Here is a 20,994-nt window from a genome sequence, read left to right on the forward strand (position 1 = left end):
ACATGCCTTGAAAGGCATATCTCATTCCAGGAGGCACTCCATGAATCCCAACGACTTCCGGCTCTTCCTCGAAGTGGCCGAGCTGGGCAGCTTCACCAAGGCGGCGGCGCTGCGACAGACGGTGCAGTCGCACATCAGCCGGCAGATCGGTGAGCTGGAGAAGCAGTGCGGCGGCGCGCTGTTCCGGCGCACCGGGCGCGGCGTGACGCTGACCGACCTGGGTCACCACGTGGAGGCGCGCGTGCGCGGCTGGGTGCGCGACACCGACCAGCTGCTGGCCGACATTCGCGTCGATGCCGGCGAGCCCATGGGCGAGGTGCGGCTGGGCATCCTGCCCTCGGCGGCGCACCCGCTGATGACCCATGTGTTCCTGCGCCTGAAGGCCGAGCACCCCAAGATCAAGCTCAACGTGCGCGAAGGCCAGGGCGGCGAGCTGGACGCGCTGCTGGACATGGGCAGCGTGGACATGGCGATCCTGTTCCGCTACCAGAAACCCACCAGCGCGGACGAGCAGCTGCTGGCGGTGGCAGGCACCTACTTGGTGTCGCGCCCGGGCGACCCGCTGACGCAGCACGAGAGCGTCGAGTTCACGCGCCTGGCCGGGCTGCGCCTGGTGCTGCCCCGGCGGCCCGCGCACTGGCGGGCGGTGCTGGACGAAACGGCGCGCAGCAAGGGCTTCGTGCTGCAGGCCGAGGTGGAGGCCGATTCGCTGCGCGTGCAGAAGGAGCTGGTGGCGCACACGCCCGGGCTGTACTCGCTGCTCGGGCCGTTCTCGATCGACGCGGAGCTGCGCGCGGGCCGGCTGCGCGCCTCGCGCGTGGTCAACCCCGACCTGCGGCGCCACGTGACCCTGGCCCTGCCCAAACAGGGCCAGCTCACGCCGGCCAGCAAGATCGTCGCGCGCATGCTGCGCGAGACGGTGGAGGGCTGGGGGAACCGGCTCAGCGAACCGGACCAGCCTACCAGGGCAGGGTGAAAGTCTTGCCGTTGCAGAAGGACTTCATCGCCTCCTGCACGCCTTCCTTGTAACCCAGGCCCGAGTCCTTGATGCCGCCGAAGGGCGTGAGTTCGATGCGGTAGCCGGGCACCTCCCACACGTTCACTGTGCCCACCACCAGCTCTTTCGCGAAACGCGTCGCGTGGTCCATGCGGTTGGTGCAGATGCCCGAGGACAGGCCGTAGGCCGTGCCGTTGGAGATGCGGATGGCTTCGTCTATGTCGCGGAACGCGATGATGGGTGAGACCGGGCCGAAGGTTTCTTCGCGCACCAGGGTCATCTCGGGCCGCACGTTGTCCAGCACCGTGGGCGCGTAGAGCGCACCCTCGCGCTGGTTGCCGGTGAGCAGGCGCGCGCCTTGCGACACGGCGTCGTTCACCAGGGCCTGGAAGCGCTCGGCGGCCTGGGCGTCGATCACCGTGCCCATGTCCATTGCGCCGTCCATGGGGTCGCCGTGTTGCCAGCGGCGGGTCTTCTCGACCACGAGTTCGGTGAACTCGGCCGCCACCGAGGCCTGCACCAACATGCGCTTGACCGCGGTGCAGCGCTGGCCCGAGTTCTTGTACGAGCCCTGCACCGCGAGGTCGGAGGCTTTGTCGAGGTCGGCGTCTTCCATCACGATCAGCGGGTCGTTGCCGCCGAGTTCGAGCACGATGCGGCGGTAACCGGCTTTCTGCGCGATGTACTTGCCGATGGGCACGCCGCCGGTGAAGGTGATGAGGTCCACGTGTTCGTTGACCAGCATCTCGTCGGCGATCTCGCGCGGGTCACCGGTGACCACCTGGAACATCTCGGGCGGCAGACCGGCCTCGTACAGGATGTCGGCCAGGAAATAGGCCGAGAGCGGCACCTTCTCGGAGGGCTTGAGCACCATGCGGTTGTTGGTCGCGATGCTGGGCACCACCTTGTGCGCCACCTGGTTCATGGGGTGATTGAACGGGGTGATGGCGGTGATCACGCCCTGCAACGGCTCGCGCATGGTGATGACCTTGCGCTTCTTGCCGTGTGGCGTGAGGTCGCAGGAGAACACCTGGCCGTCGTCGCGCAGCGCCTCGTTGGCACCGAACACCAGCACGTCGGCCACGCGGCCGATCTCGTACATGGAGTCCTTCTTGCACAGGCCCGATTCGAGCGTGATCAGCGTGGAGGCCTCTTCGGCGCGCGCGCGCAACAGGGCCGAGGCCTTCTGCAGGATGCTGGAGCGCTCGTAGCGCGTGAGCTGGGCCTGGTAGCCGTGGGCGATGTGGTACGCGCGGCGCACGTCGTCCAGCGTGGCCAGGGGCACGGTGCCCACGCGCTCGCGGCTGTAGGGGTTGATCACGTCGAGCGTGCGCTCGCGGCTGATGCGCTCGCCGCCGATGCGCAGCGCCTCGGCGCGGAAGTGTTCGCTGTCGCGCAGGGGGCTGCGTGCGTTCATGCCAGGGTCTCCTCGGCGGTGCCAATGAAGTTCTTGCCGCGCGCGCCGCCCTGGGCGTGCCGCACCATCTGTTCGGCTTCCTCGTCGCTCACGCCGTAGTCGCTGAAGCGGGTCTTGACGCCGAACTGTTCGATGAACCGGGCCAGGCGCACGGGTGCGTTGGCCAGCGGCCCGCCCAGCGCCTGTTCGAGCACCGCGTCGCGGTCGCCGCGGCGGCCGATGGCGCGCGCCAGCACCATGGGCAGCGGGAAGGAGCAGGCGATGCCGTGCGGCAAGCCGTAGCGCAGCGTCATCTCGTAGGAGATCGAGTGCGCCAGCGCCGTCTTGGTGTTGGAGAACGCCATGCCGGCCTTGAGCGCGGCCAGCGCCATGCGACCACGCAGCTCCAGGTTGCCCAGCTCGCGCATCAGGCGCGGCAGCACGTCCAGGATGTCGCTCACCGCCGAGATCGCGAACGCGTCGGAGATCGGGTTGGCGTTGACGTTCCAGATCGATTCGAGCGCGTGCGACAAGGCATCGAGCCCGCTCTGCAAGGTCACCGAGGCCGGCAGCGAGAGCATGAGCTCGGGGTCGATGATGGCTGCGCTGGGCCAGGTCTGCGGCAGGTGCAGCGAGTACTTCTTCTGGCTTTCGCGGTCCCAGATGGTGGCCCAGGGCGTGACCTCGCTGCCGGTGCCGGCGGTGGTGGGCACGGCAATCAGGGTCTTGACCGCGTGCGGCGTGAAGGCCGCGCCGGTGGCCAGCAGGTCCACCAGTTCCTGGAACCGGCCGCTGGCGGTGCCGACCATGAGCGCCTTGGCGGTGTCGATCGCGCTGCCACCGCCCACCGCCACGATCACCTCCACATCGGCGTGTTCGCGCCAGAAGGCCTCGTGGGTCGCGGCGAGTTCGGCCACATCGGGGTTGGGCAGCACCTGGTCGATCACGCAGGCCAGCTGCGCGCCGAGCACGCCCTCCAGCCGGGCCAGCAGGCCGAGCTGGCGCGCCTCGGGGAAGGTGACCAGCGCGGCCTTGCGGCCCCCCAGCAGCTTCGGCAGCGACAACAGGGCCCCCGGCCCGTACACCGAATGCACGGGGTTGAAGTAGTTCGCGGTCATGGTGTGGCTCTAGGCGGGGGTGGTCACGACGGCGTGGTTGAGCGCCAGGTCGAAGATGTCGAAGTTGCGCAGCCGGCGCCCGGGGATGAGGCCTTGCAGCTTCCGGTTGAACAGCAGCGGCACCTTCTGCTCGGACAGGCCGCCGTGCGAGCGCAGCGGCACGGTCAGGCCGCTGAGGTCGTGCTCCGAAGCGCGCGTGCCCAGCACGGTGAGGTGGTCGGAGATCACCACCAGGTCGCCGATGCGGTCGGGCGGCAGCTCGAAGCGTTCGGCGGCTTCCTCGCGCGTGAGCACGGCTTCGATGCCGTCGTGGCTCATGAGGGCGCTGGCGATGGTGCGGGCGTTGGCAACGCGCGGCAGGTAGACGGTGGCGAAGGAACCGAGTGCGCCGTGGTGCACCACGTAGGGGTCGGTGATGGGCAGGATCACGCGGCTGCCGCCGGCACCGGCGGTCTCGTCCAGCACCTCCTGCAGGAAGACGATGCGCGGCTGGCCGGCGGCATCGGTCTTGGGGCTCATGCCGTGGTCGGCGGTGAGCGCGATCACGGCGCCGAGCGCGTCGAGCTGGGCCAGATAGCCGTCCATCATGGCGTAGAAGTCGTTCGCGCCCTGGGTGCCGGGCGCGCACTTGTGCTGCACGTAGTCGGTGGTGGAGAGGTACATCAGGTCGGGCCGGCGCGTCTCCAGCAGCTTCACACCGGCGGCGAACACGAACTCGCTCAGGTCGGCGCTGTAGACCGACGGCACGGGCTTGCCCACGAGGTCGAGCACGCGGTCGATGCCGCTGTCGGCCACGGTGGCCTTGTCGGCTTTCTCGGCCGAGAAGCAGATGCCGCCTTCGAGCTGGTGGCCCAGCAGGGTGCGCAGCTTGTCCTTGGCGGTGACCACGGCCACGCTGGCACCGGCCCGGGAGAACGCGGCCAGCAGGGTTTCGGCCCGCAAGTAGGCCGGGTCGTTCATCATCACTTCCTTGCCCAGCGCGGTGTCGAGGAAGTAGTTGCCGCAGATGCCGTGCACCGAAGGCGGTGCGCCGGTGACGATGGACAGGTTGTTCGGGTTGGTGAAGCTGGGCACCACGCAGTCGCCGACCAGCGAGGTGCCCTTGGCGAGCATCTTCTGCAGGAAGGGTGCCACGCCGGCCTGGATGGCCTGCGTGATGTAGTCGGGCTCGCAGCCATCGACACACACCACCACCACCGGCTGCGCCGGCTTGTGGTATTCGCGGTCATTGACCTTGAGTTTGAAATGGTCCGGGGCCATCAACGTGCTCCTTGTTGGATCCAAGCGCGAAGCTTGCTGGAAACGTAATCGGCGGTCATGACCATGGCCACGATCACGAGAATGCAGGTGGCCGTGTCCTGGTACTGGAACAGCTTCATGCTGCCCACCAGTTCGAAGCCGATGCCGCCCGCGCCCACCATGCCCAGCACGGTGGCCTGGCGCAGGTTGGTCTCGAAGCGGTAGAGGATGACGGCGATCCAGGTCGTGACCACCTGCGGCAGCACGCCGAAGATGATGATCTGGATCGGGCCCGCACCGGTGGAGCGCAGGGCTTCGATCGGGCCCTGGTCGATGTCTTCGATCGACTCGGCGAAGAACTTGCCCAGCATGCCGGCACCGTGCAAGGCGAGGGCGAGCACACCAGGGAAGGGGCCCAGGCCGACGGCGGCGACGAAGATCAGCGCGAGGATGATTTCGTTGATGCCGCGCATGATGTTGAGCACCTGGCGCATGAAGTGGAACACCACGGGGTGCGGCGACAGGTTGCGCGCGGCCAGGAAACACACCGGCACCGCGAGCACGAAGGCCAGCAGCGTGCCCCAGATCGCGATCTGCACGGTCTCGATGGCGGGCGTGACCAGCTTGGACGCGAATTCCCAGTTGGGCGGGAACATGCGCGAGAGGAAGTCGCTGATCCAGGGTGCGCCCTTGACCAGCTCACTGAAGCTGACCTGGCTGCCGATGGCGGCCCACCAGATGACGGCGAGCAGGGCCGCGCCGGTGACGGCGTATTTCCACCAGCCGTCGTTGCCGCCGCTCTTGGCGACGAGCAGGTTGTAGCGTCCGATGCCGATCATGGTTGCTCCAAAGCCAGTTGGGGAGCGGCGTGCGCCGCGACAGGGGACGGCACGGCCACCGAGGCCGCCGGTGCTTCGGGCGGGGTCGGGCCTTCGAGGCCGCCGGGGTAGATGCGCTGCAGCACCTCGTCGCTGAGTTCGTCGGGGCGGCCCTCGAACACGATGCGGCCGCCGGCCACACCGATCACGCGCTGGCCGAACTCGCGCGCGTAGTCCACCTGGTGCAGGTTGCAGATGACCGTGATGCCGGAGTCGCGGCTGGCCTGCTGCAGGTAGCGCAGCACCTTGCGCGAGGTCTTCGGGTCCAGGCTGGCCACGGGCTCGTCGGCCAGGATCACCTTGGGGTGCTGGGCCAGGGCGCGGGCGATGCCCACGCGCTGCTTCTGCCCGCCCGAGAGGGTGTCGGTGCGCACGTCGGCCTTGTGTTCGAGCTCGACGCGGCGCAGGCATTCGCGCGCGGCGTCGATGTCCTCGCGCGGGAACAGCTGGAACCACGACATCAACGCCGGCATGGAGCCCAGGCGGCCGGTGAGCACGTTCTTCAGCACCGAGAGGCGCGGCACCACGTTGTAGTGCTGGAAGATCATGGCCACGTCGCGGCGCACCTTGCGCAGGCCGGCGCGGTCGCCGCGCGAGAGTTCGCCGTCCACCCGGATCTCGCCGCCCGAGGGCTCGGCCAGGTGGTTGATGCAGCGCAGCAGCGTGGACTTGCCCGCGCCCGAGGCGCCCAGGATCACCACGAACTCGCCCTTGGCCACGCTCAGGCTGACGTCGTGCAGCGCCACGAAGTCGCCGTAGCGCTTGGTGAGGTTGCGGATCTCGATCATTTCATCTTCCTCAGATCGAGGTTGAGCAGCTTGGCGGTGTCGCGGATCACGTTGTAGGCCGCGTCGTTGGTGGGGTGGAAGCCGTTGAGCAGGCCCTGGTCCGACCACGGGATGTCCTTGACCTGCAGGAAGGCGGCCTGCACGCGCTTCTTGAGGTCGGCCGGCAGGTCGGTGCGCCACACGGTGGGCGACTCGGGGATGGGGTCGGACTTCCAGACCTCGACCAGGTCCTCGCGCTTGGCCAGGCCCTTGGCGATGGCGGCGTCCAGGATGCGGTCGGCGATGGCGGCGGCGTCCACCTTCTTGTTCTGCACGGCGATCGCGCTGGAGTCGTGCGAGCCCGAGAAGATCACGCGGCCGAAGTCCTTGTCGGTGTCGAAGCCGGCTTTCATGAGACCGGCCTTGGGGAACAGGTGGCCCGAGGTGGAGCTGGGGTCGACGAAGGCGAAGGTCTTGCCCTTGAGGTCGGCCACGGTCTTGATGCCGCTGTCCTTGTGCGCGATCACCTGGCTGTGATAGAAGGTGCGCCCCGCCTTCTTGGTCTCGGCCACCGCGAAGGCTTCGATGGGCGCGATGGTGGCACCGAGCACGTAGGAGAACGGACCGAGGTAGGCCACGTCCAGGCGCTTGGAGCGCAGCGCTTCGATCACACCGTTGTAGTCGGCCGCCACGAAGGGCTTGACCGGCATGCCCAGCGCGGCGGACAGCATGTCCATCATCTTCTGGCTGTTGGCGATCATGGCGCGGGAATCCTCCGACGGGATCAGGCCCACGGTGAGCACCTGCTGTGAGCGGGCCGGGAAGGCCAGCGTGCCGGCCACGGTGGCGGCGGCGGTGCCGATCAGCACCTTTCTGCGATTCATCATGAGCTTGTCTCCGGGGTGTTGTAGGAACATGAAAATTCTCCATCTTTGGCTGGGCGGAATTGCCCGGCTTGGAGTTTTTCAGCCGGGTGTGACGCGCCTGTGACAACGATGAAAAATCACGAGCATTCGGTGGTTCTGGCGACTCCTGCACTGCTCTGGACGCCAGTAAACCACCGCCGCTGGTCTGCGACCAATTCAAAGATTGGCGGAGTTCTATACAATTTTTCTATGCGACTCACCCAGCTCCGATCCTTCTACGCCGTGGCCCGCATGGGCAGCTTCACCAAGGCCGCCGAGCACCTGCACGTGAGCCAGCCCACCATCACCACGCAGGTGCGCTTTCTGGAGGAGAGCTACAAGGTGGAGCTGTTCCACCGCAGCGGGCGGCGCGTGCAGCTCACGCAGCTGGGCGAGCAGCTGATGCAGCTGGCGCAGAACATCTTCAGCCTGGAGGGCGATGCGGTGAGCCTGCTGCGCGATGCGGGCGAGCTGCGCACCGGCCACCTGCGCGTGGCGGCCGTGGGGCCGTACCACGTGACGCAGATGCTGGCGGACTTCAGCCAGCGCTACCCGGCCATCAAGGTCAGCGTGAGCACCGGCAACTCGCAGGACGTGCTGGACCGGCTGCTCGACTATCGCGCCGACGTGGGCGTGCTCGCGCAGCTGGTGGAGGACGACCGCTTCCTCTCGGTGCCGTTCAGCCGCCACCCGGTGGGCATCTTCACCTCCAGCGAACACCGCTTCGCGCAGCGCCGCAGCATCCGGCTGGCCGAGCTGCAGGGCGAGCGCATGATCCTGCGCGAGCAGGGCTCGACCACGCGCAAGGCGCTGGAGCTGGCCCTGGACAAGGCCGGCGTGGCGCCCGAGGTGGTGATGGAGATCAGCAGCCGCGAGGTGATCCGCGAGGCGGTGGCGCAGAACATCGGCATCGCCGCCGTGTCGACGGTGGAGTTCGTGCCCGGCCCGGGCCTGCACCTGGTGAGCATCAGCGACGCGGACATCTACACCTACGCGCACGTGCTGTGCCTGGCCGAGCGGCGCAGCGCGCGCATGGTGCACGCGTTCTTCGAGACCGTCTCGCCGCCCGCCGACGCCGCGCCCCGCGCGGCGCGCAAGAAGACGGCCAGGCGCTAGGCAAGCCTCAGGCCCAGCCTTCCAGCACCACCTTGCCGCGCGCCTTGCCCGATTCGATCAGGGCGTGGGCGCGCTTCAGGTTGGCCGCATTGATGGGGCCGAAGTGTTCGGCCAGCGTGGTGCGGACCAGCCCGGCATCGACCAGCGCGGCCACTTCGTTGAGCAACCGGTGCTGGCCGATCATGTCGGCGGTGCCGAACAGCGCGCGGGTGAACATCAGCTCCCAGTGCACCGAGACCGACTTGCGCTTGAACTTGGTCACGTCCAGCGAGACCGGGTCGTCGATCAGGCCGAACTGGCCTTGCGGCGCGATGGCTTCGACGATCTGGTCGAAGTGCGCGTCGGTCTGCGTGAGGCTCACGATGCGGTCCACCTGAGGGAAACCGATGCGCTTCAACTCCGCGGCGATCGGCTGGCCGTGGTCGATCACGTGGTGCGCGCCCAGCGCCTTGACCCAGGCCTGCGTCTCGGGCCGCGAGGCGGTGCCGATGACGGTGAGACCGGTCAGCCGCGCGGCCAGCTGCGTGAGGATGGAGCCCACGCCGCCCGAGGCGCCGATGATGAGCAGCGTGCCCGCATTGGGCGACTTGCCGGGGGCGACGCCCAGGCGGTCGAACAGCATTTCCCAGGCGGTGATGGCGGTGAGCGGCAGCGCGGCGGCCTGCGCGAAGTCGAGCGACTTCGGCATGCGGCCGACGATGCGCTCGTCCACCCGGTGCAGCTCGCTGTTGGTGCCCGGGCGGGCGATGGAGCCGGCGTACCAGACGCGGTCGCCCGGCCGGAACAGCGTGACCTCCGGGCCCACCGCCTTGACGATGCCGCTGGCGTCCCAGCCCAGCACCTTCCAGGCCTCGCCCTCGGCCGGCGCGCCGCTCTTGCGCACCTTGGTGTCCACCGGGTTGACCGACACGGCCTTGACCTCGACCAGCAGGTCGCGGCCCGTGGCCACGGGGTCGGGCAGGGTGATGTCGATCAGCGAATCGGCGGCGCTGATGGCCTGGGGCTTCTGGTATCCAACGGCTTTCATGGGGGGTGCTTTCAATAGAAGGGAAGAAGAAGGAACTCAGGCGGCGACAGCGTAGTCCGTGTAGCCGCGCGCGCCGCCGCCGAACAGCGTCGTCGGGTCGATCTCGGCCAGGGGCAGGTTGGCCGCGAGGCGCGCCGGCAGGTCGGGGTTGGCGATGAAGGGACGGCCGAAGGCCACCAGATCGGCCAGCCCGTCCTTGAGAATGGCATCGGCGCGGTGCGCGTCGTACTTGCCCGCGACGATCACGCGGCCCTGGTAGGCGCGGCGCAGCTCGCGGCGGAACGCTTCAGGCACCTGGCGCGCGTCGTCCCAGTCGGCTTCGGCCAGGTGGAGGTAGGCCAGGCCGATCTCGTCCAGCTGTTTCGCCAGGTGCAGGATGGTGGGCACGATCTCGGGGCAGTCCATGTTGCGCTGGGTGATGTAGGGCGCCAGCCGCATGCCGGTGCGCTCCGCGCCGGCCTCGCTCGCCACGGCAGCGGCCACCTCGGCAGCGAAACGCGTGCGCTGCGGAATGCCACCGCCGTAGGCGTCGCTGCGGTGGTTCGAGGTGGTGCGCAGGAACTGGTCGATCAGGTAACCGTTGGCGCCGTGGATCTCCACGCCGTCGAAGCCGGCGCGCATGGCGTTGGCGGCGGCGCGGCGGTAGTCGCCGATCGTGCTCTGGATGTCCTGCAGCGTCATGGCGCGCGGCACTGGGGCATCCACCATGCGGCCCACGCCGTCTTCGCCCATCACCCAGACCTTGGCGTCGGGCGAGAGGGCCGAGGGCGCCACCGGCAGGCCGTCGGCGTGGAAGCTGGCGTGCGACATGCGGCCCACGTGCCACAGCTGCAGCACCATGCGCCCGCCGGCGGCGTGCACCGCATCGGTCACGCGGCGCCAGCCGTCCACCTGCGCTTCGCTGTGGATGCCGGGCGTGAAGCTGTAGCCCTGGCCCTGGGGCGAGATCTGGGTGGCTTCGGACACGATCAGGCCGGCGCCGGCGCGCTGCGCGTAGTAGGTGGCCATGAGCTCGTTGGGCACGTTGCCGGGCTGGCTGCTGCGGCTGCGCGTCAGGGGCGCCATCACCATGCGGTTGGGCAGGTGCAGCGGGCCGAGTTCGAGGGGGCGGAACAGGGAGGTGGACATGGTGGGCTTTCGGTGAAGTGGGAATGGACGCATGGTCTCGCGATCCATTCATTTGAAAAACCACCTCGCCTTTGAATGCATCTTCAAGCAAAATTTGAAAATCATGAAAGCCCTGCAAGACCTGGACATCTTCGTGCGCACCGTGGACAGCGGCAGCCTCTCGGCCACGGCGCGCGCGCTCGACCTCACGCCGGCGGCCACCAGCGCGGCGCTCAAGCGGCTGGAGGCCGAACTGGGCGTGCCGCTGTTCGTGCGCTCCACGCGCAGCCTGCGGCTCACGCAGCAGGGCGAGCGCTTCCTGGAACAATGCCGCCCGGCGCTGGAGGCGCTGCAGCAGGCCAGCCAGCAGATCGGCGCGGGCGAGCAGGCCCTGCAGGGCGTGCTGCAGCTCGCCGCGCCGTCCGACCTGGGCCGCAACCTGCTGTTGCCCTGGCTCAATCAGTTCCAGGACACGCACCCGCGGGTGGACGTGCGCCTGCTGCTGTCGGACAGCATCGCCAACGTCTACAGCAACCCGGTGGACGCGGCTTTCCGCTACGGCAAGCCGCGCGACTCCAACCTGGTGGCCCTGCCGCTGGCGGCCTCGCACCGGCGCGTGCTGTGCGCCTCGCCGGCCTACCTCGCGCGCCATGGCGCGCCCGCCACGCCGCACGAGCTCAGCGGACACGACTGCCTGTGCTTCATGCTCAACGACGAGGTGCACGACCGCTGGCGCTTCTCGCGCGGGGACGGCGAGCCCGAAATCACCGTGCGCGTGAAGAGCGTCAACGTCTCCAACGACGGCGACGCGGTGCGGCGCTGGGCCCTGCTGGGCAAGGGCATCGCCTACAAATCGTTCTTCGACGTGGCCGACGACCTGGCGCAAGGCCGCCTGCAGGCCCTGTGCACCGACTGGACCACCGAAGCCGTGCCGCTGTTCCTGGTGCTGCCCAGCCGGCGCCAGCTCACACCGCTGATGCGCTGCCTGCGCGACTTCATCGCCGAGCGCACCGCGCCCTTGCTCGCTCAGGCGCCGGTCTGACGGTTCAGCCGCGCCAGCAGTTCGGCGCGGATGTCCTTCTTCATCACCTTGCCGACCTTGGAGCGCGGCAGGTCGGGCCAGACCTCGACCCGCTTGGGCGCTTTCACGCTGCCGATGCGCGCCTTCACGAAGGCGATGATCTCCTCGGGCTGCAGCGTGCGGCCGGCGTGCGGCTGCAGCACCGCCACCACCGCCTCGCCCCACTTCTCGTCGGGCAGGCCGATCACGGCGCTGTCCTGCACGTCGGGGTGCTGCATCAGCGCCTGCTCGACCTCGACCGAGTAGACGTTGAAACCGCCGGTGATGATCATGTCCTTGGCACGGTCCACGATGTAGAGGAAACCGTCCGCGTCCAGCCGGCCGATGTCGCCGGTGTGGTGCCAGCCGAAGCGGCCGGCCTCTGCCGTGGCTTTTGCATCCTGGTAGTAACCCATCATCACCAGCGAGCTGCGCACCACGATCTCGCCGGTCCCGCCCGGGGGCAGCAGCACGCCTTCGCCGTCCATGGTCGCCACCTGCACCAGCGGGCCGGGCCGCCCCGCGGACGAGAGGCGCTCGCGCGCCACGCTGCCGTCGGCGTGGAAGTGCTCGCGCGGCGCCATCATGGAAATCATCATCGGCGCCTCGGTCTGGCCGAAGAGCTGCGCCATCACCGGGCCGATCTTCGCCAGCGCCTCTTCCAGCCGTGCGGCCGAGATCGGCGCGGCGCCGTACCAGAAGCACTGCAGCGAATCGAGCTTCGTCGTCGCCAGCCGCTCGTGCTGCAGCAGCATGTAGATCAGCGTGGGTGGCAGGAAGGTGTGGGTGACTCGGTGGCGCTCGATCAGCGCGAGGAACTCGCCCAGGTCCGGCTTGGGCATGATGACCACGCGCCCGCCCAGCGCCATCACCGGCAGGCACAGCACACCGGCCGCGTGGGTGAGTGGCGCGAGCGCGAGGTAGGTGGGCCGGCCGTCGAAGGGGTAGCCCATGAGCGTGAGCGCGCTCATGGTCTCCAGGTTGCGGCCCGAGAGCATCACGCCCTTGGGCTGGCCGGTGGTGCCGCCGGTGCCCGCGATCATGGCGAGGTCGTCCACCGGGGGCACGTCCACCGGCCCGTCGCTGGTGTCCTCGGCCCATTGCGCCCAGGACGGCGCGAAGGGCAGCACGGCGTCGAGGCACACGAACACCTTCACCTTGGGCAACTGCGCGCGCATCTGCTCCACCATGGGCGCGTAAGCGCTGTGGAAGATCAGGCAGCGGCAGTCGAAGGCGTCGAGCACGTAGCGGTTTTCAGACGCCTCGTTGCGCGGGTTCACCGGGCACCACACGGCGCCCGCGCGCGAGATGCCGAACACGCAGGCAAAGGCCAGCGCGTCGTTGCTGGAGAGCACCGCCACCTTGTCGCCGGGGTCGATGCCGGTGCGTGCCAGCGCACGCGCCACGCGGTGGCTGATGCGCTGCACGTCGTCGTAGCTCAGGTCCATGCCACCCATCGAGAGACAGGGCGCGTCCGGGCCGAGCATGGCCCCCTTGTCGAGGTAGTCGATCAGTCGCATGGACGGGCCCGTTTCACGAATGCACGGTCAGCACCGGCGCCTGCACCAGGCCGAAGCCGCGCAGCGCACCAAGCAGCTCGTGGTGGCCGAAGGCCTGGCAGCCCGAGGCGAAGCCCACCCGCTTCGGCGCCTGCTGCAACAGCCAGTTGGCGGCGAAGGCCTGCATCATCCCGGTCTGCTTGTAGTTGCAGTTGCCGAAGATGACGCAGTGCGCGCGGCCCAGCGGGCCCGAGGCGTGCACCGAATCGACCGACTTGTTGATGCGCGGGTTCTCACGCGGCGGCATGGTGTTCATCACGCCGGCCGCGGTCTGCGCGAGCGCGGCATAGCGCTCGTCCGGGGCCATGTCCTTGGTGGCCTCCAGCGCGGCGGCCACGATCAGCGGCACGCCCTGCATCAGCGGCTTGTTGAACACGCCGCCGAGCACCTTCACGTTGGCCACGCGCGGGTCGCGCTTGAACCACACCGGGTGCGAGGTGCCGCCCCAGGGCAGGGCCAGCGCCATCTCGTGCTGGCCGGGAATGGCGAGCTGGTAGAGCCCGGCGTCGGGTTGCCATTCGACGTACTGGTTCTGCTGCAGGTGGAACGCCTTGGAGGTGGCGGCGTTGACCAGGATGGTCTGCGTGGACGCGATGGTCGGGCTGCCGCCCCAGAACACCGCGATGTCCAGCGTGTCCAGGCCCGGGGTCTCCAGGCAGATCTGCGCGGCGATCTCGCCGGTGGTGTACATCTGCGCCAGACCGGGCGAGAGCAGCAGGCCGGCGTTGGCGAACTTCTCGCCGTACTGCTCGTCCAGCGTGATGAGCCAGTCCTGCTCGCCGGTGGTGTCGGTGTAATGGCACTTCGCGGCCAGGCAGGCCTGCACCACCTCGGGGCCGAACTTCGCGAACGGGCCCACGGTGTTGAGCACGACCGAGGCGCCCTTGAACAACTCGGTGAGCGCCTTGACCGAGTGCTCGACCTCCACCACATCGAAGCTCGCGGTCTCGACGCCGGGCACGTTCGCCTGCAGGGCGGCGTGGAGCTTGTCGGCGCTGCGGCCGGCGGCGATGAAGGGGATGTTGTACTCGCGCAGGTACTCGCAGACCAGGCGGCCGGTGTAGCCGGAGGCACCGTAGACGATGACGGGTTTTTTGGCGTTCTTGCTCATGGTGTTCTCCTGCTTTACATGCCCATGCCGCCGTCGACCGGCAGGCCCGCGCCGTTGATGAAGCGCGCCGCGTCGGAGCAGAGGAAGACCACCGCGTCCGCCATGTCACCCACCTCGCCCAGGCGGCCCGAGGGGGTCTGCTCGATGATCGCGCCCACGGCCGCCTCGGGCGAAGCGAAGAGGCCGGCGGCCACCACGTCGCCCGCGAGCTTCATGCCCATCTCGGTCGGCACCAGGCCGGGGTAGATGCAGTTCACGCGCACGCCGTAGCCGAGCTTGCCGGCTTCCATCGCGGCCACGCGGGTGAGGCGGTCCACCGCCGACTTGGTGGCCGAGTAGCCCGCGATGGCGGGGAAGGCGATGGTGGCGGCGACCGATGAGATGTTGACCACCGCGCCGCCCTTCCCGGCGGCGCCATTGGGCCGCATGGCGCGGAAGGCGTGCTTGAGGCCCAGCGCCGTGCCGACGATGTTCACGTCCAGCATCTTGCGCAGCGACTCGGGTTCGATGTCGGCCACCAGCGCGGTGACCTCGATGCCGGCGTTGTTGATCAGGATGTCGAAGCCGCCCAGCGTGTCCACCGTGGCCTTCACGGCGGCTTGCCAGTCGGCCTCCTGCGTCACGTCGAGCTTCACGAAACCGGCCTTGGCGCCCTGGGTGACGGGCAGCTTGCCCGCCGTCGCCTGGCCGAGCGACGTGAGCACGTCGCCAATCATCACCGAGGCTCCCGCCGCCGCGAGCGCCTGTGCCATGCCTTCGCCGAGGCCGCGCGCGCCCCCGGTGACCAGGGCCTTGCGGCCGGTCAGATCGAACTTCGCCATGTTTGTCTCCTGGTGTGTATGGACCGTGTTCTTCGAGGAACGGCTCCATGCTACGGAGCTTTCTTGACAAGTGTCAAGATTTTTCTTGACGACTGTCCAAAATGCGGTGGCACGGGTGGGCCGCCGTCCGTACAATGGCCCGATGAGCAAAGCGCCCCCCCGCAACGACAAGTTCAACGAGCGCCGCGCCGAACTCGGCGAGGCCGCGCTGCAGACGCTGGCCGACCTGGGCTACGCGCGCACCAGCCTGCGCGAGATCGCGCAGAACTCGGCGTTCTCGCACGGCGTGCTGCACTACTACTTCACCGACAAGCTCGACCTGATCCTGTGCAGCGTGCGCCAGTACAAGGCGCGCTGCGTGACGCGCTACGACGAGGTCACGACGACCTCCACCGAGTTCGGGCAACTGCTCGACGGCTTCGCCGAGGCGCTGGGCGAGACCCTGCGCACCGAAACCACGATGCACCGGCTCTGGTACGACCTGCGCTCGCAGGCGCTGTTCGAGGCCGCGCTGCGCGACGACGTGGAAGCCATCGACAAGAGCCTGGAGAAGATGATCTGGCGCGTGATGCAGCGCCTGTCGGACCTCGCGGGCGCGCCGGTGAAGGTGCCGAGCGAGGTGGCCTACGCCCTGCTCGACGGCCTGTTCCAGCAAGCCCTGCTCAAGCACCTCTCGGGCGACAAGAAGGCAATCGCCACCATGCAGGCCGGCGTGCGCCTGGTGCTGCTGCAGATGGTCGATGCGCCAGCGCCACCGCGCGCCCGAAAGGCGGCGCCGCGGCGCAAGCTCGCCGCCGCCGCTTAGGCGGTCGGCACGGCCTCGGCCGCGAAACGCCCCGCGCGCCGCCCCGACACGAAGGCCCAGGCCAGGTGGTGGCCGTGGCCCTTGAGCAGCAGGCCGCCCTGCCCCGTGGAGCCCGCCGCGTACAAGCCCGGCAGAGGCTGATCGTTCTCACCGAGCACGCGGTGCTGTGCGTCCACCATCAGCCCGCCTTCGCTGTGCACGAAGACCGAGCGCACCGGGCCCAGCGCCACATAAGGGCCTTCGCCCAGGGCCCGCACGCCACCTTCGGCCGCACTGCGTTTCAGCGCCGCCGCGTCCATGCCCAGGCGCTGCGCCAGGGCCTCCAGCGTGGGGGCTTCGGTGAACACGTCGGGCCGGTTGCGGCGGTAGTCGGGCACATAGGCGTAGGCCACGCCGGGCGCGGTGGACACGAAGTCGGGCCACACCGAGAAGCGCTGCGCGAGCGCGGCGTCGATCAGGATGTAGCCCAGCTTGTCGGGCTGGTCGGGCAGGCGCCAGGCGGGGCGCTCGCGCTCGTCGCCGAAGCGCTCGCCGCGCCGGTTCACCAGCACCGCGCCGGCGTCGAACAGCGTGGGCGACGGCGCCAGCGCGGTGGTGAGGAACTTCATCAGGATCGGCCGCAGGATCACCGGCGGCACGCGGTCCATCGCCCACTCCATGGTCACGGCGAGCCAGCGCCAGGGCGGCAGGCGGCGCACGAAGGTTTCGGTGGCGGGGGCGATGAAGCGGATCTCGGGGCCGAGCGCGAGGTCGCCGTTGACGATGCGCGCGCCCCCGGTTTCGCCCAGGCGCTGGCCGTCGCCGGTGGCGGTGACGTTCACGCCTTCCACCTTGGCCTCCTGCGGGCCCATGAAGCGGGCCTTGAACGCGGGGCCATTGGTGAAGTCGCCGGCGGCCAGCACCACGCCGCCGCGCGCGCTGAAGCGCAGCGGGCCGGCGTCGACACCGGTCACGCGGCCGTTGTCCTGCCGCACGAGGGCGGTCACGGGTGTATTGGTGCGGATGTCCACGCCCGCGCGCCTCGCGCGGCGCGTGAGGTGGTAGATGAAGGAGCGCGAGTTGGGCAACACGTTGTGCATGCGCGGCTGGCGGTGCGGCGGCTCGGGCATGGGGCCCATGAAGCGCACGCCCGAATCGAGCAGCCACTGGAAGGTGGCGGGGATCTCGTCGCACAGCACGCGGCGCAGCGCGTCGTTGTCGCGCCCGGCCAGCTCGTCGCCCGCGAAGCCGGGCATGTCGGCCCAGTGGTCGGCCGCCGAATCGACGATGCCGCGCCGGCGCTGGTGCGGCGTGCCGCTGGCCGTGACCGAGCCGATGGACCAGGCGGTGGAGCCACCGGGCTGCGGGTTCTTCTCCAGCAGCACCACGCTGCGCCCGCTCTCGCGCGCCTCGATGGCCGCGGCCAGGCCCGCGCCGCCGCCGCCGACCACCACCACGTCGAAGGTTTCTTCCTGCCGGGTCAAACTCAGTCCACCTTGATGTTGGCGGCGGTGATGACCGCGTTCCACTTGACGGTCTCGACCTGGTTGCGCTTGACCGCATCGGCGGGCGTGCCGCCCAGCGCCACCACGCCTTGCGACTGCCAGCGCTCGATCAGGTCGGGCGCCTTGAGCACGGCGTTGATCTCGGCGTTGAGCTTGGCGACGATGGGCGCGGGCACGCCGCTGGGCGCGGAGATGGTGTACCAGGGCACGGAAGAGTAGCCCGCCACGCCGGCCTCGGCCACGGTGGGCACGTCGGGCAGGCTGGGGTCGCGTTTCGTGCCGGTGACCGCGATGGCGCGCACCTTGCCGGTCTTGAGGTGCGGGTGGGCCGTGCCCAGGCTCTCGAACAGCAGCTGGATCTGGCCGCCCAGCAGGTCGGCCATGGCCGGCGCGCCGCCCCGGTAGGGCACGTGCACATAGTCCACCTTGGTCATGTAGCGAAACAGCTCGGCCGCCATGTGCATGGCCGATCCGTTGCCGGCGGAGCCGTAGCTCAGCTGGCCGGGCTTGCTCTGCGCGAGCGCGAGCAGCTCCTTGACCGAGTTGACCGGCAAGGCCTGATTGACCAGCAGCACGCTCGGGCTCTCGGCCACCAGGATGATGGGCTGCAGGTCCTTGGCGGGGTCGTAGCGCAGGTTGTTGTAGAGCTTGACGGCGCCGTTGTGCGCGATGGTGGCGAGCACCAGGGTGTAGCCGTCGGCCGGGCCCTTGGCCACCCCCTCGGCGCCGGTGTGGCCACCGGTGCCGGGCTTGTTCTCGATCACCACCGGCTGGCCCAGGCGCGGCTGCAGGCGCTCGGCCACCATGCGCGCGAGCATGTCGGCCGGGCCGCCGGCGGCGTAGGGCACCACGAGCTTGATGGGCCGCGAGGGGTAGGCGTCCTGCGCCACAGCGGGCAGGGTCAACGCGCACAGGCCCAGGGTCAGCAGCGTTCGTCGAAAGGGGTTGTGGGTCATGGGTCTTGTCTCCTTTTTTATGGGGTTCAGTCGAGCTGCAGGTTGGCCGCTTCGATCACGCGGTTCCACTTGACGGTCTCGCTCTTGAAGAAAGCGGCGGCCTCGGCCGGCGTGTTGGGCGCGAAGTTCAGGCCCAGCTGGTGGTAGCGGGCGACCACCTCGGGGGACGCGAGCACGCGCTGCACGTCCTTGTTGAGCTTGTCCACCAGCGCCGGCGGCATGCTGGCTGGCGCGGCGAAGGTGAACCACGAGGTGCCGCTGTAGCCGGGCACGCCCGATTCGGCGATGGTGGGCACATCGGGGAAGCGCGGGTCGCGCTTCGGGCCGGTGACCGCGAGCACGCGCAGCTTGCCGCCCTGCACGTGCGGCATGCTGGAGGACATGTTGTCGAACATCACCTGCACCTGGCCGGCCATGAGGTCCACCAGCGCGGGGCCGCTGCCCTTGTAGGGCACGTGGCCCATGCGGGTGCCGCTGGCGAGTTCGAACAGGGCCGTGACCATGTGGATGGAGGTGCCCGCGCCGGCCGAGGCGTAGTTGATCTTGCCGGGGTGGGCTTTCACGTCGGCGAGGAAGTCGGCGAAGGTCTTGTAGGGCGAGTTCGCCGGCACCACCACGATGTTGGGCGCTTCGCCCAGGATCAGGATGGGCTGCAGCTCGGTGGCGGGGTTGTAGGTCAGCTTCTTGTAGCTGGCGTAGGCGGCATGAATGCCGATGGTGCCCACCATGAGCGTGTAGCCGTCGCCGGGCGCCTTGGCCACGAACTGCGCGCCCAGGTGGCCGCTGGCGCCGGGCTTGTTCTCCACGATCACGGGCTGGCCGTACTGCGCCGACAGGCGCTCGGCCAGGATGCGCGCGAGGATGTCAACCGCGCCGCCGGGCGCGAGCGGCGCCACGATGCGCACCGTGCGGCTGGGGTAGTCCTGTTGCGCGATGGCGTGGGCGCCACCCAGCGCGAGCAAGCCTGCCAGGCCCAGGCGGGCGAGGGAACGTCGTTTCATGTGTCTTGTCTCTGTTGGAGTTGTTCGAGGGTGATCACCGGGCGCTGCTCGTAGGGCAGGTTCCACTGCTGGCAGTTGCCGGCGTCCACGATCTGCACCGGCAGTTCGATGCGCTCGGGCACGGCCTCGCCGCGCAGGTGGCGCACGGCGCATTCGGCGGCGAGGTAGGCCATCTGCAAGGCGTTGAAATCGGCCGTGGCCAGCATGCGGCCGGCGGCGATGGCGTCGATCGCCTGCGGAATTGCGTTGACGCCGACCACGGTGGCCGTGCGGCCCGCGGCGTCCAGCGCGTCGAGCACGCCCACGGCCATGATGTCGTTGGCCACCAGGCAGGCGTCGAGGCCGGCGTGGTCTTGCAACCAGGCCGCGGTGCGCTCGCGCGCCACGTCGCGGGCGTAGTCGCCCGCGAGGGTGTCCACCACGGTGATGCCGGGGAACTCGGCCACGGCGTCCCGGAAGCCGCGCAGGCGCTCGTTGCTGGTGTAGGAAGCCGTGGGCCCGCTCACGACCAGCACGCGGCCCTGGCCCTGCAGGTGGCGGAACAGGTGGCGCGCGATGGCCAGGGCGAGCGCATGGTCGTCCGAGCTCACGTAGGACACGCTGGGCGCGGCGTCGATCGGGTTGACGAAGCCGACCATGGGAATGCCGGCCTCGACCACGCGCCGGATCGCCGGGTCCACCTCGGTGGCGTGCACCGGCGAGAACACGAAGGCATCGGGCAGCGGCCGCAGCGCGAGGGCTTCAGCGATCAGCGCGCGCTGCTGCGTGGGGTCGTCGGGCGTCTGCGGCACGAAATGCAGCACCTCCACGCCGCCCAGCGCGGCAGCGGCGCGCTCGGCACCGAGCCGGGCCGCGCCGTAGGCCGGGTTGCTGAAGTTCTTGGTGAAGACGGCCAGGCGCATCACACCATGCCGCCGTTGGGCTGGATGATCTGGCCGTGCACCCACGACGCCTTGTCGGACGCCAGGAAGGCCACGACCTCGGCCACCTCGTCGGGCTGGCCCACGCGGTTGAACGGGCTCAGGGCCGCCGAGCGCGCGAGGGCCGCCTCGTCCTTGCCGGCGCGGAACAGGTCGGTGTCCACCGGGCCGGGGGCCACGCCGTTGACGCGCACCTTGCGGCCGGCCAGTTCCTTGGCCAGCGAGCGCAGCAGGCTTTCCACCGCGGCCTTGCTGGCCGTGTAGGGGCCGCCACCCGGCACGCCCACGCGCACCATCGAGGTGGTCAGGGCGAGGATGTTGCCGCCGTCGGCCACCTGGCGCGCGGCCGCGCTGAGCACGTGGAAGGCACCGACGATGTTGACCTCGACCAGCTTGCGGAAGTTGGCCGGGTCGAACTGGGCCAGCGGGCCGGGCGGCACGTTGATGCCGGCGTTGGCCAGCACGCAGTGCACGGCACCGCCGAAGTCGCGCGCCACGTCGACGAACACCTGCTCGACCTGGGCGGCGTCGCAGATATCGACCTGGTAACCCTGTGTGCGCGAGCCCCCGATCTGCCTGGGCAGGCCGGGTGCGCTGCTCACATAGGTGTAGGCCACGTCGTAGCCGCTCTCGGCCAGCTTGTGCACACAGGCCGCGCCGATGCCGCGCGTGCCGCCGAATACCAGTGCTGTCTTCTTGCTCATGGGAAATCCTTGGTCGGTGAAAT

Annotated in this window: 20 protein-coding genes; 4 read left to right on the top strand and 16 right to left on the bottom strand. The window is 69.3% G+C overall.

The genetic code is table 11. From position 1 onward, the window contains the following. The first annotated feature begins 40 nt into the window (after positions 1–40). Positions 41–976: a LysR family transcriptional regulator gene (locus tag AC07ZS_RS12015; RefSeq protein WP_494798833.1), complete on the top strand. Its 936-nt coding sequence runs from the start codon at positions 41–43 to the stop codon at positions 974–976. Here the strand turns inward: AC07ZS_RS12015 and phnY are convergent. From phnY to phnD, 6 genes are read right to left on the bottom strand one after another with little or no spacing between them, the layout of a single operon-like run. Beyond that, positions 960–2,414, bottom strand: a complete 1,455-nt coding sequence (phnY, locus tag AC07ZS_RS12020) for a phosphonoacetaldehyde dehydrogenase (protein WP_494798834.1) — start codon at positions 2,412–2,414, stop codon at positions 960–962. The genes AC07ZS_RS12015 and phnY overlap by 17 nt on opposite strands. Further along, positions 2,411–3,511 (bottom strand): iron-containing alcohol dehydrogenase PsrA, encoded by a 1,101-nt coding sequence (gene psrA / locus AC07ZS_RS12025; protein ID WP_494798835.1) that lies wholly within the window; start codon positions 3,509–3,511, stop codon positions 2,411–2,413. Before psrA ends, phnY begins: the two co-directional genes overlap by 4 nt. A gap of 9 nt (positions 3,512–3,520) precedes the next feature. Further along, positions 3,521–4,771, bottom strand: a complete 1,251-nt coding sequence (phnA, locus tag AC07ZS_RS12030) for a phosphonoacetate hydrolase (protein WP_494798836.1) — start codon at positions 4,769–4,771, stop codon at positions 3,521–3,523. Further along, a complete protein-coding gene (gene phnE, locus AC07ZS_RS12035) occupies positions 4,771–5,589 on the bottom strand; it encodes a phosphonate ABC transporter, permease protein PhnE (protein ID WP_494798837.1) in 819 nt (272 codons plus the stop codon). The genes phnA and phnE overlap by 1 nt, the downstream gene beginning before the upstream one ends. Continuing rightward, entirely contained in the window at positions 5,586–6,416 is an 831-nt protein-coding gene (gene phnC / locus AC07ZS_RS12040; RefSeq protein WP_494798838.1) for a phosphonate ABC transporter ATP-binding protein, read from the bottom strand. The genes phnE and phnC overlap by 4 nt, the downstream gene beginning before the upstream one ends. Next, positions 6,413–7,279: a phosphonate ABC transporter substrate-binding protein gene (gene phnD, locus AC07ZS_RS12045; RefSeq protein WP_494798884.1), complete on the bottom strand. Its 867-nt coding sequence runs from the start codon at positions 7,277–7,279 to the stop codon at positions 6,413–6,415. The genes phnC and phnD overlap by 4 nt, the downstream gene beginning before the upstream one ends. A 231-nt stretch (positions 7,280–7,510) precedes the next feature. Here phnD and AC07ZS_RS12050 point away from each other — a divergent pair, with 231 nt between their 5' ends. Next, complete coding sequence (locus tag AC07ZS_RS12050; RefSeq protein WP_494798839.1) at positions 7,511–8,416, top strand: LysR substrate-binding domain-containing protein; 906 nt, start codon at positions 7,511–7,513, stop codon at positions 8,414–8,416. Between the two features lie 7 nt (positions 8,417–8,423). Here the strand turns inward: AC07ZS_RS12050 and AC07ZS_RS12055 are convergent, their stop codons facing one another. Both AC07ZS_RS12055 and AC07ZS_RS12060 read right to left on the bottom strand, forming a co-directional pair. Continuing rightward, the gene (locus AC07ZS_RS12055; protein WP_494798840.1) at positions 8,424–9,443 is read right to left on the bottom strand and encodes a zinc-binding alcohol dehydrogenase family protein; all 1,020 of its coding nucleotides are present in this window, start codon (positions 9,441–9,443) and stop codon (positions 8,424–8,426) included. A 36-nt stretch (positions 9,444–9,479) separates the two neighbouring features. Next, the gene (locus tag AC07ZS_RS12060; RefSeq protein WP_494798841.1) at positions 9,480–10,571 is read right to left on the bottom strand and encodes an alkene reductase; all 1,092 of its coding nucleotides are present in this window, start codon (positions 10,569–10,571) and stop codon (positions 9,480–9,482) included. Between the two features lie 103 nt (positions 10,572–10,674). On the opposite strand from AC07ZS_RS12060, the gene AC07ZS_RS12065 reads away from it, so the two are divergent. Further along, positions 10,675–11,592 carry a LysR family transcriptional regulator gene (locus AC07ZS_RS12065; RefSeq protein WP_494798842.1) on the top strand — a complete coding sequence of 306 codons (918 nt, stop codon included), beginning with the start codon at positions 10,675–10,677 and terminating at the stop codon, positions 11,590–11,592. On the opposite strand, the gene AC07ZS_RS12070 is transcribed toward AC07ZS_RS12065, so the two are convergent. From AC07ZS_RS12070 to AC07ZS_RS12080, 3 genes are read right to left on the bottom strand one after another with little or no spacing between them, the layout of a single operon-like run. Next, the gene (locus tag AC07ZS_RS12070; RefSeq protein WP_494798843.1) at positions 11,577–13,130 is read right to left on the bottom strand and encodes an AMP-binding protein; all 1,554 of its coding nucleotides are present in this window, start codon (positions 13,128–13,130) and stop codon (positions 11,577–11,579) included. The genes AC07ZS_RS12065 and AC07ZS_RS12070 overlap by 16 nt on opposite strands. A 13-nt stretch (positions 13,131–13,143) precedes the next feature. Then, complete coding sequence (locus AC07ZS_RS12075; RefSeq protein WP_494798844.1) at positions 13,144–14,280, bottom strand: DUF5938 domain-containing protein; 1,137 nt, start codon at positions 14,278–14,280, stop codon at positions 13,144–13,146. 14 nt (positions 14,281–14,294) lie between these two features. Further along, entirely contained in the window at positions 14,295–15,101 is an 807-nt protein-coding gene (locus AC07ZS_RS12080) for an SDR family NAD(P)-dependent oxidoreductase (protein WP_494798845.1), read from the bottom strand. A 142-nt stretch (positions 15,102–15,243) separates the two neighbouring features. Here AC07ZS_RS12080 and AC07ZS_RS12085 point away from each other — a divergent pair, with 142 nt between their 5' ends. After that, entirely contained in the window at positions 15,244–15,906 is a 663-nt protein-coding gene (locus AC07ZS_RS12085; protein WP_494798846.1) for a TetR/AcrR family transcriptional regulator, read from the top strand. Here the strand turns inward: AC07ZS_RS12085 and AC07ZS_RS12090 are convergent. The 5 genes from AC07ZS_RS12090 to AC07ZS_RS12110 are packed head-to-tail and all read right to left on the bottom strand — an operon-like array spanning position 15,903 to position 20,971. Continuing rightward, positions 15,903–17,369 (bottom strand): FAD-dependent oxidoreductase, encoded by a 1,467-nt coding sequence (locus tag AC07ZS_RS12090; protein WP_494798847.1) that lies wholly within the window; start codon positions 17,367–17,369, stop codon positions 15,903–15,905. The genes AC07ZS_RS12085 and AC07ZS_RS12090 overlap by 4 nt on opposite strands. 2 nt (positions 17,370–17,371) lie before the next feature. Continuing rightward, a complete protein-coding gene (locus AC07ZS_RS12095) occupies positions 17,372–18,346 on the bottom strand; it encodes a Bug family tripartite tricarboxylate transporter substrate binding protein (protein ID WP_494798848.1) in 975 nt (324 codons plus the stop codon). Positions 18,347–18,372: 26 nt separating this feature from the next. After that, positions 18,373–19,347 carry a Bug family tripartite tricarboxylate transporter substrate binding protein gene (locus AC07ZS_RS12100; protein ID WP_494798849.1) on the bottom strand — a complete coding sequence of 325 codons (975 nt, stop codon included), beginning with the start codon at positions 19,345–19,347 and terminating at the stop codon, positions 18,373–18,375. Then, positions 19,344–20,249 carry a sugar ABC transporter substrate-binding protein gene (locus AC07ZS_RS12105; protein ID WP_494798850.1) on the bottom strand — a complete coding sequence of 302 codons (906 nt, stop codon included), beginning with the start codon at positions 20,247–20,249 and terminating at the stop codon, positions 19,344–19,346. The genes AC07ZS_RS12100 and AC07ZS_RS12105 overlap by 4 nt, the downstream gene beginning before the upstream one ends. Continuing rightward, positions 20,249–20,971, bottom strand: coding sequence for an SDR family oxidoreductase (locus AC07ZS_RS12110; protein WP_494798851.1), 723 nt, complete (start codon positions 20,969–20,971; stop codon positions 20,249–20,251). Before AC07ZS_RS12110 ends, AC07ZS_RS12105 begins: the two co-directional genes overlap by 1 nt. Positions 20,972–20,994: the final 23 nt, after the last annotated feature.

Source organism: Hydrogenophaga sp. GW456-12-10-14-TSB4, from assembly GCF_059424305.1.

What these genes read in the sequence shown, in the direction of transcription:
- AC07ZS_RS12015 (WP_494798833.1), top strand. Translation starts at nt 41, where the DNA reads ATGAATCCCAACGACTTCCGGCTCTTCCTCGAAGTGGCCGAGCTGGGC.
- phnY (WP_494798834.1), bottom strand. Translation starts at nt 2,414, where the DNA reads ATGAACGCACGCAGCCCCCTGCGCGACAGCGAACACTTCCGCGCCGAG.
- psrA (WP_494798835.1), bottom strand. Translation starts at nt 3,511, where the DNA reads ATGACCGCGAACTACTTCAACCCCGTGCATTCGGTGTACGGGCCGGGG.
- phnA (WP_494798836.1), bottom strand. Translation starts at nt 4,771, where the DNA reads ATGGCCCCGGACCATTTCAAACTCAAGGTCAATGACCGCGAATACCAC.
- phnE (WP_494798837.1), bottom strand. Translation starts at nt 5,589, where the DNA reads ATGATCGGCATCGGACGCTACAACCTGCTCGTCGCCAAGAGCGGCGGC.
- phnC (WP_494798838.1), bottom strand. Translation starts at nt 6,416, where the DNA reads ATGATCGAGATCCGCAACCTCACCAAGCGCTACGGCGACTTCGTGGCG.
- phnD (WP_494798884.1), bottom strand. Translation starts at nt 7,279, where the DNA reads ATGAATCGCAGAAAGGTGCTGATCGGCACCGCCGCCGCCACCGTGGCC.
- AC07ZS_RS12050 (WP_494798839.1), top strand. Translation starts at nt 7,511, where the DNA reads ATGCGACTCACCCAGCTCCGATCCTTCTACGCCGTGGCCCGCATGGGC.
- AC07ZS_RS12055 (WP_494798840.1), bottom strand. Translation starts at nt 9,443, where the DNA reads ATGAAAGCCGTTGGATACCAGAAGCCCCAGGCCATCAGCGCCGCCGAT.
- AC07ZS_RS12060 (WP_494798841.1), bottom strand. Translation starts at nt 10,571, where the DNA reads ATGTCCACCTCCCTGTTCCGCCCCCTCGAACTCGGCCCGCTGCACCTG.
- AC07ZS_RS12065 (WP_494798842.1), top strand. Translation starts at nt 10,675, where the DNA reads ATGAAAGCCCTGCAAGACCTGGACATCTTCGTGCGCACCGTGGACAGC.
- AC07ZS_RS12070 (WP_494798843.1), bottom strand. Translation starts at nt 13,130, where the DNA reads ATGCGACTGATCGACTACCTCGACAAGGGGGCCATGCTCGGCCCGGAC.
- AC07ZS_RS12075 (WP_494798844.1), bottom strand. Translation starts at nt 14,280, where the DNA reads ATGAGCAAGAACGCCAAAAAACCCGTCATCGTCTACGGTGCCTCCGGC.
- AC07ZS_RS12080 (WP_494798845.1), bottom strand. Translation starts at nt 15,101, where the DNA reads ATGGCGAAGTTCGATCTGACCGGCCGCAAGGCCCTGGTCACCGGGGGC.
- AC07ZS_RS12085 (WP_494798846.1), top strand. Translation starts at nt 15,244, where the DNA reads ATGAGCAAAGCGCCCCCCCGCAACGACAAGTTCAACGAGCGCCGCGCC.
- AC07ZS_RS12095 (WP_494798848.1), bottom strand. Translation starts at nt 18,346, where the DNA reads ATGACCCACAACCCCTTTCGACGAACGCTGCTGACCCTGGGCCTGTGC.
- AC07ZS_RS12100 (WP_494798849.1), bottom strand. Translation starts at nt 19,347, where the DNA reads ATGAAACGACGTTCCCTCGCCCGCCTGGGCCTGGCAGGCTTGCTCGCG.
- AC07ZS_RS12105 (WP_494798850.1), bottom strand. Translation starts at nt 20,249, where the DNA reads ATGCGCCTGGCCGTCTTCACCAAGAACTTCAGCAACCCGGCCTACGGC.
- AC07ZS_RS12110 (WP_494798851.1), bottom strand. Translation starts at nt 20,971, where the DNA reads ATGAGCAAGAAGACAGCACTGGTATTCGGCGGCACGCGCGGCATCGGC.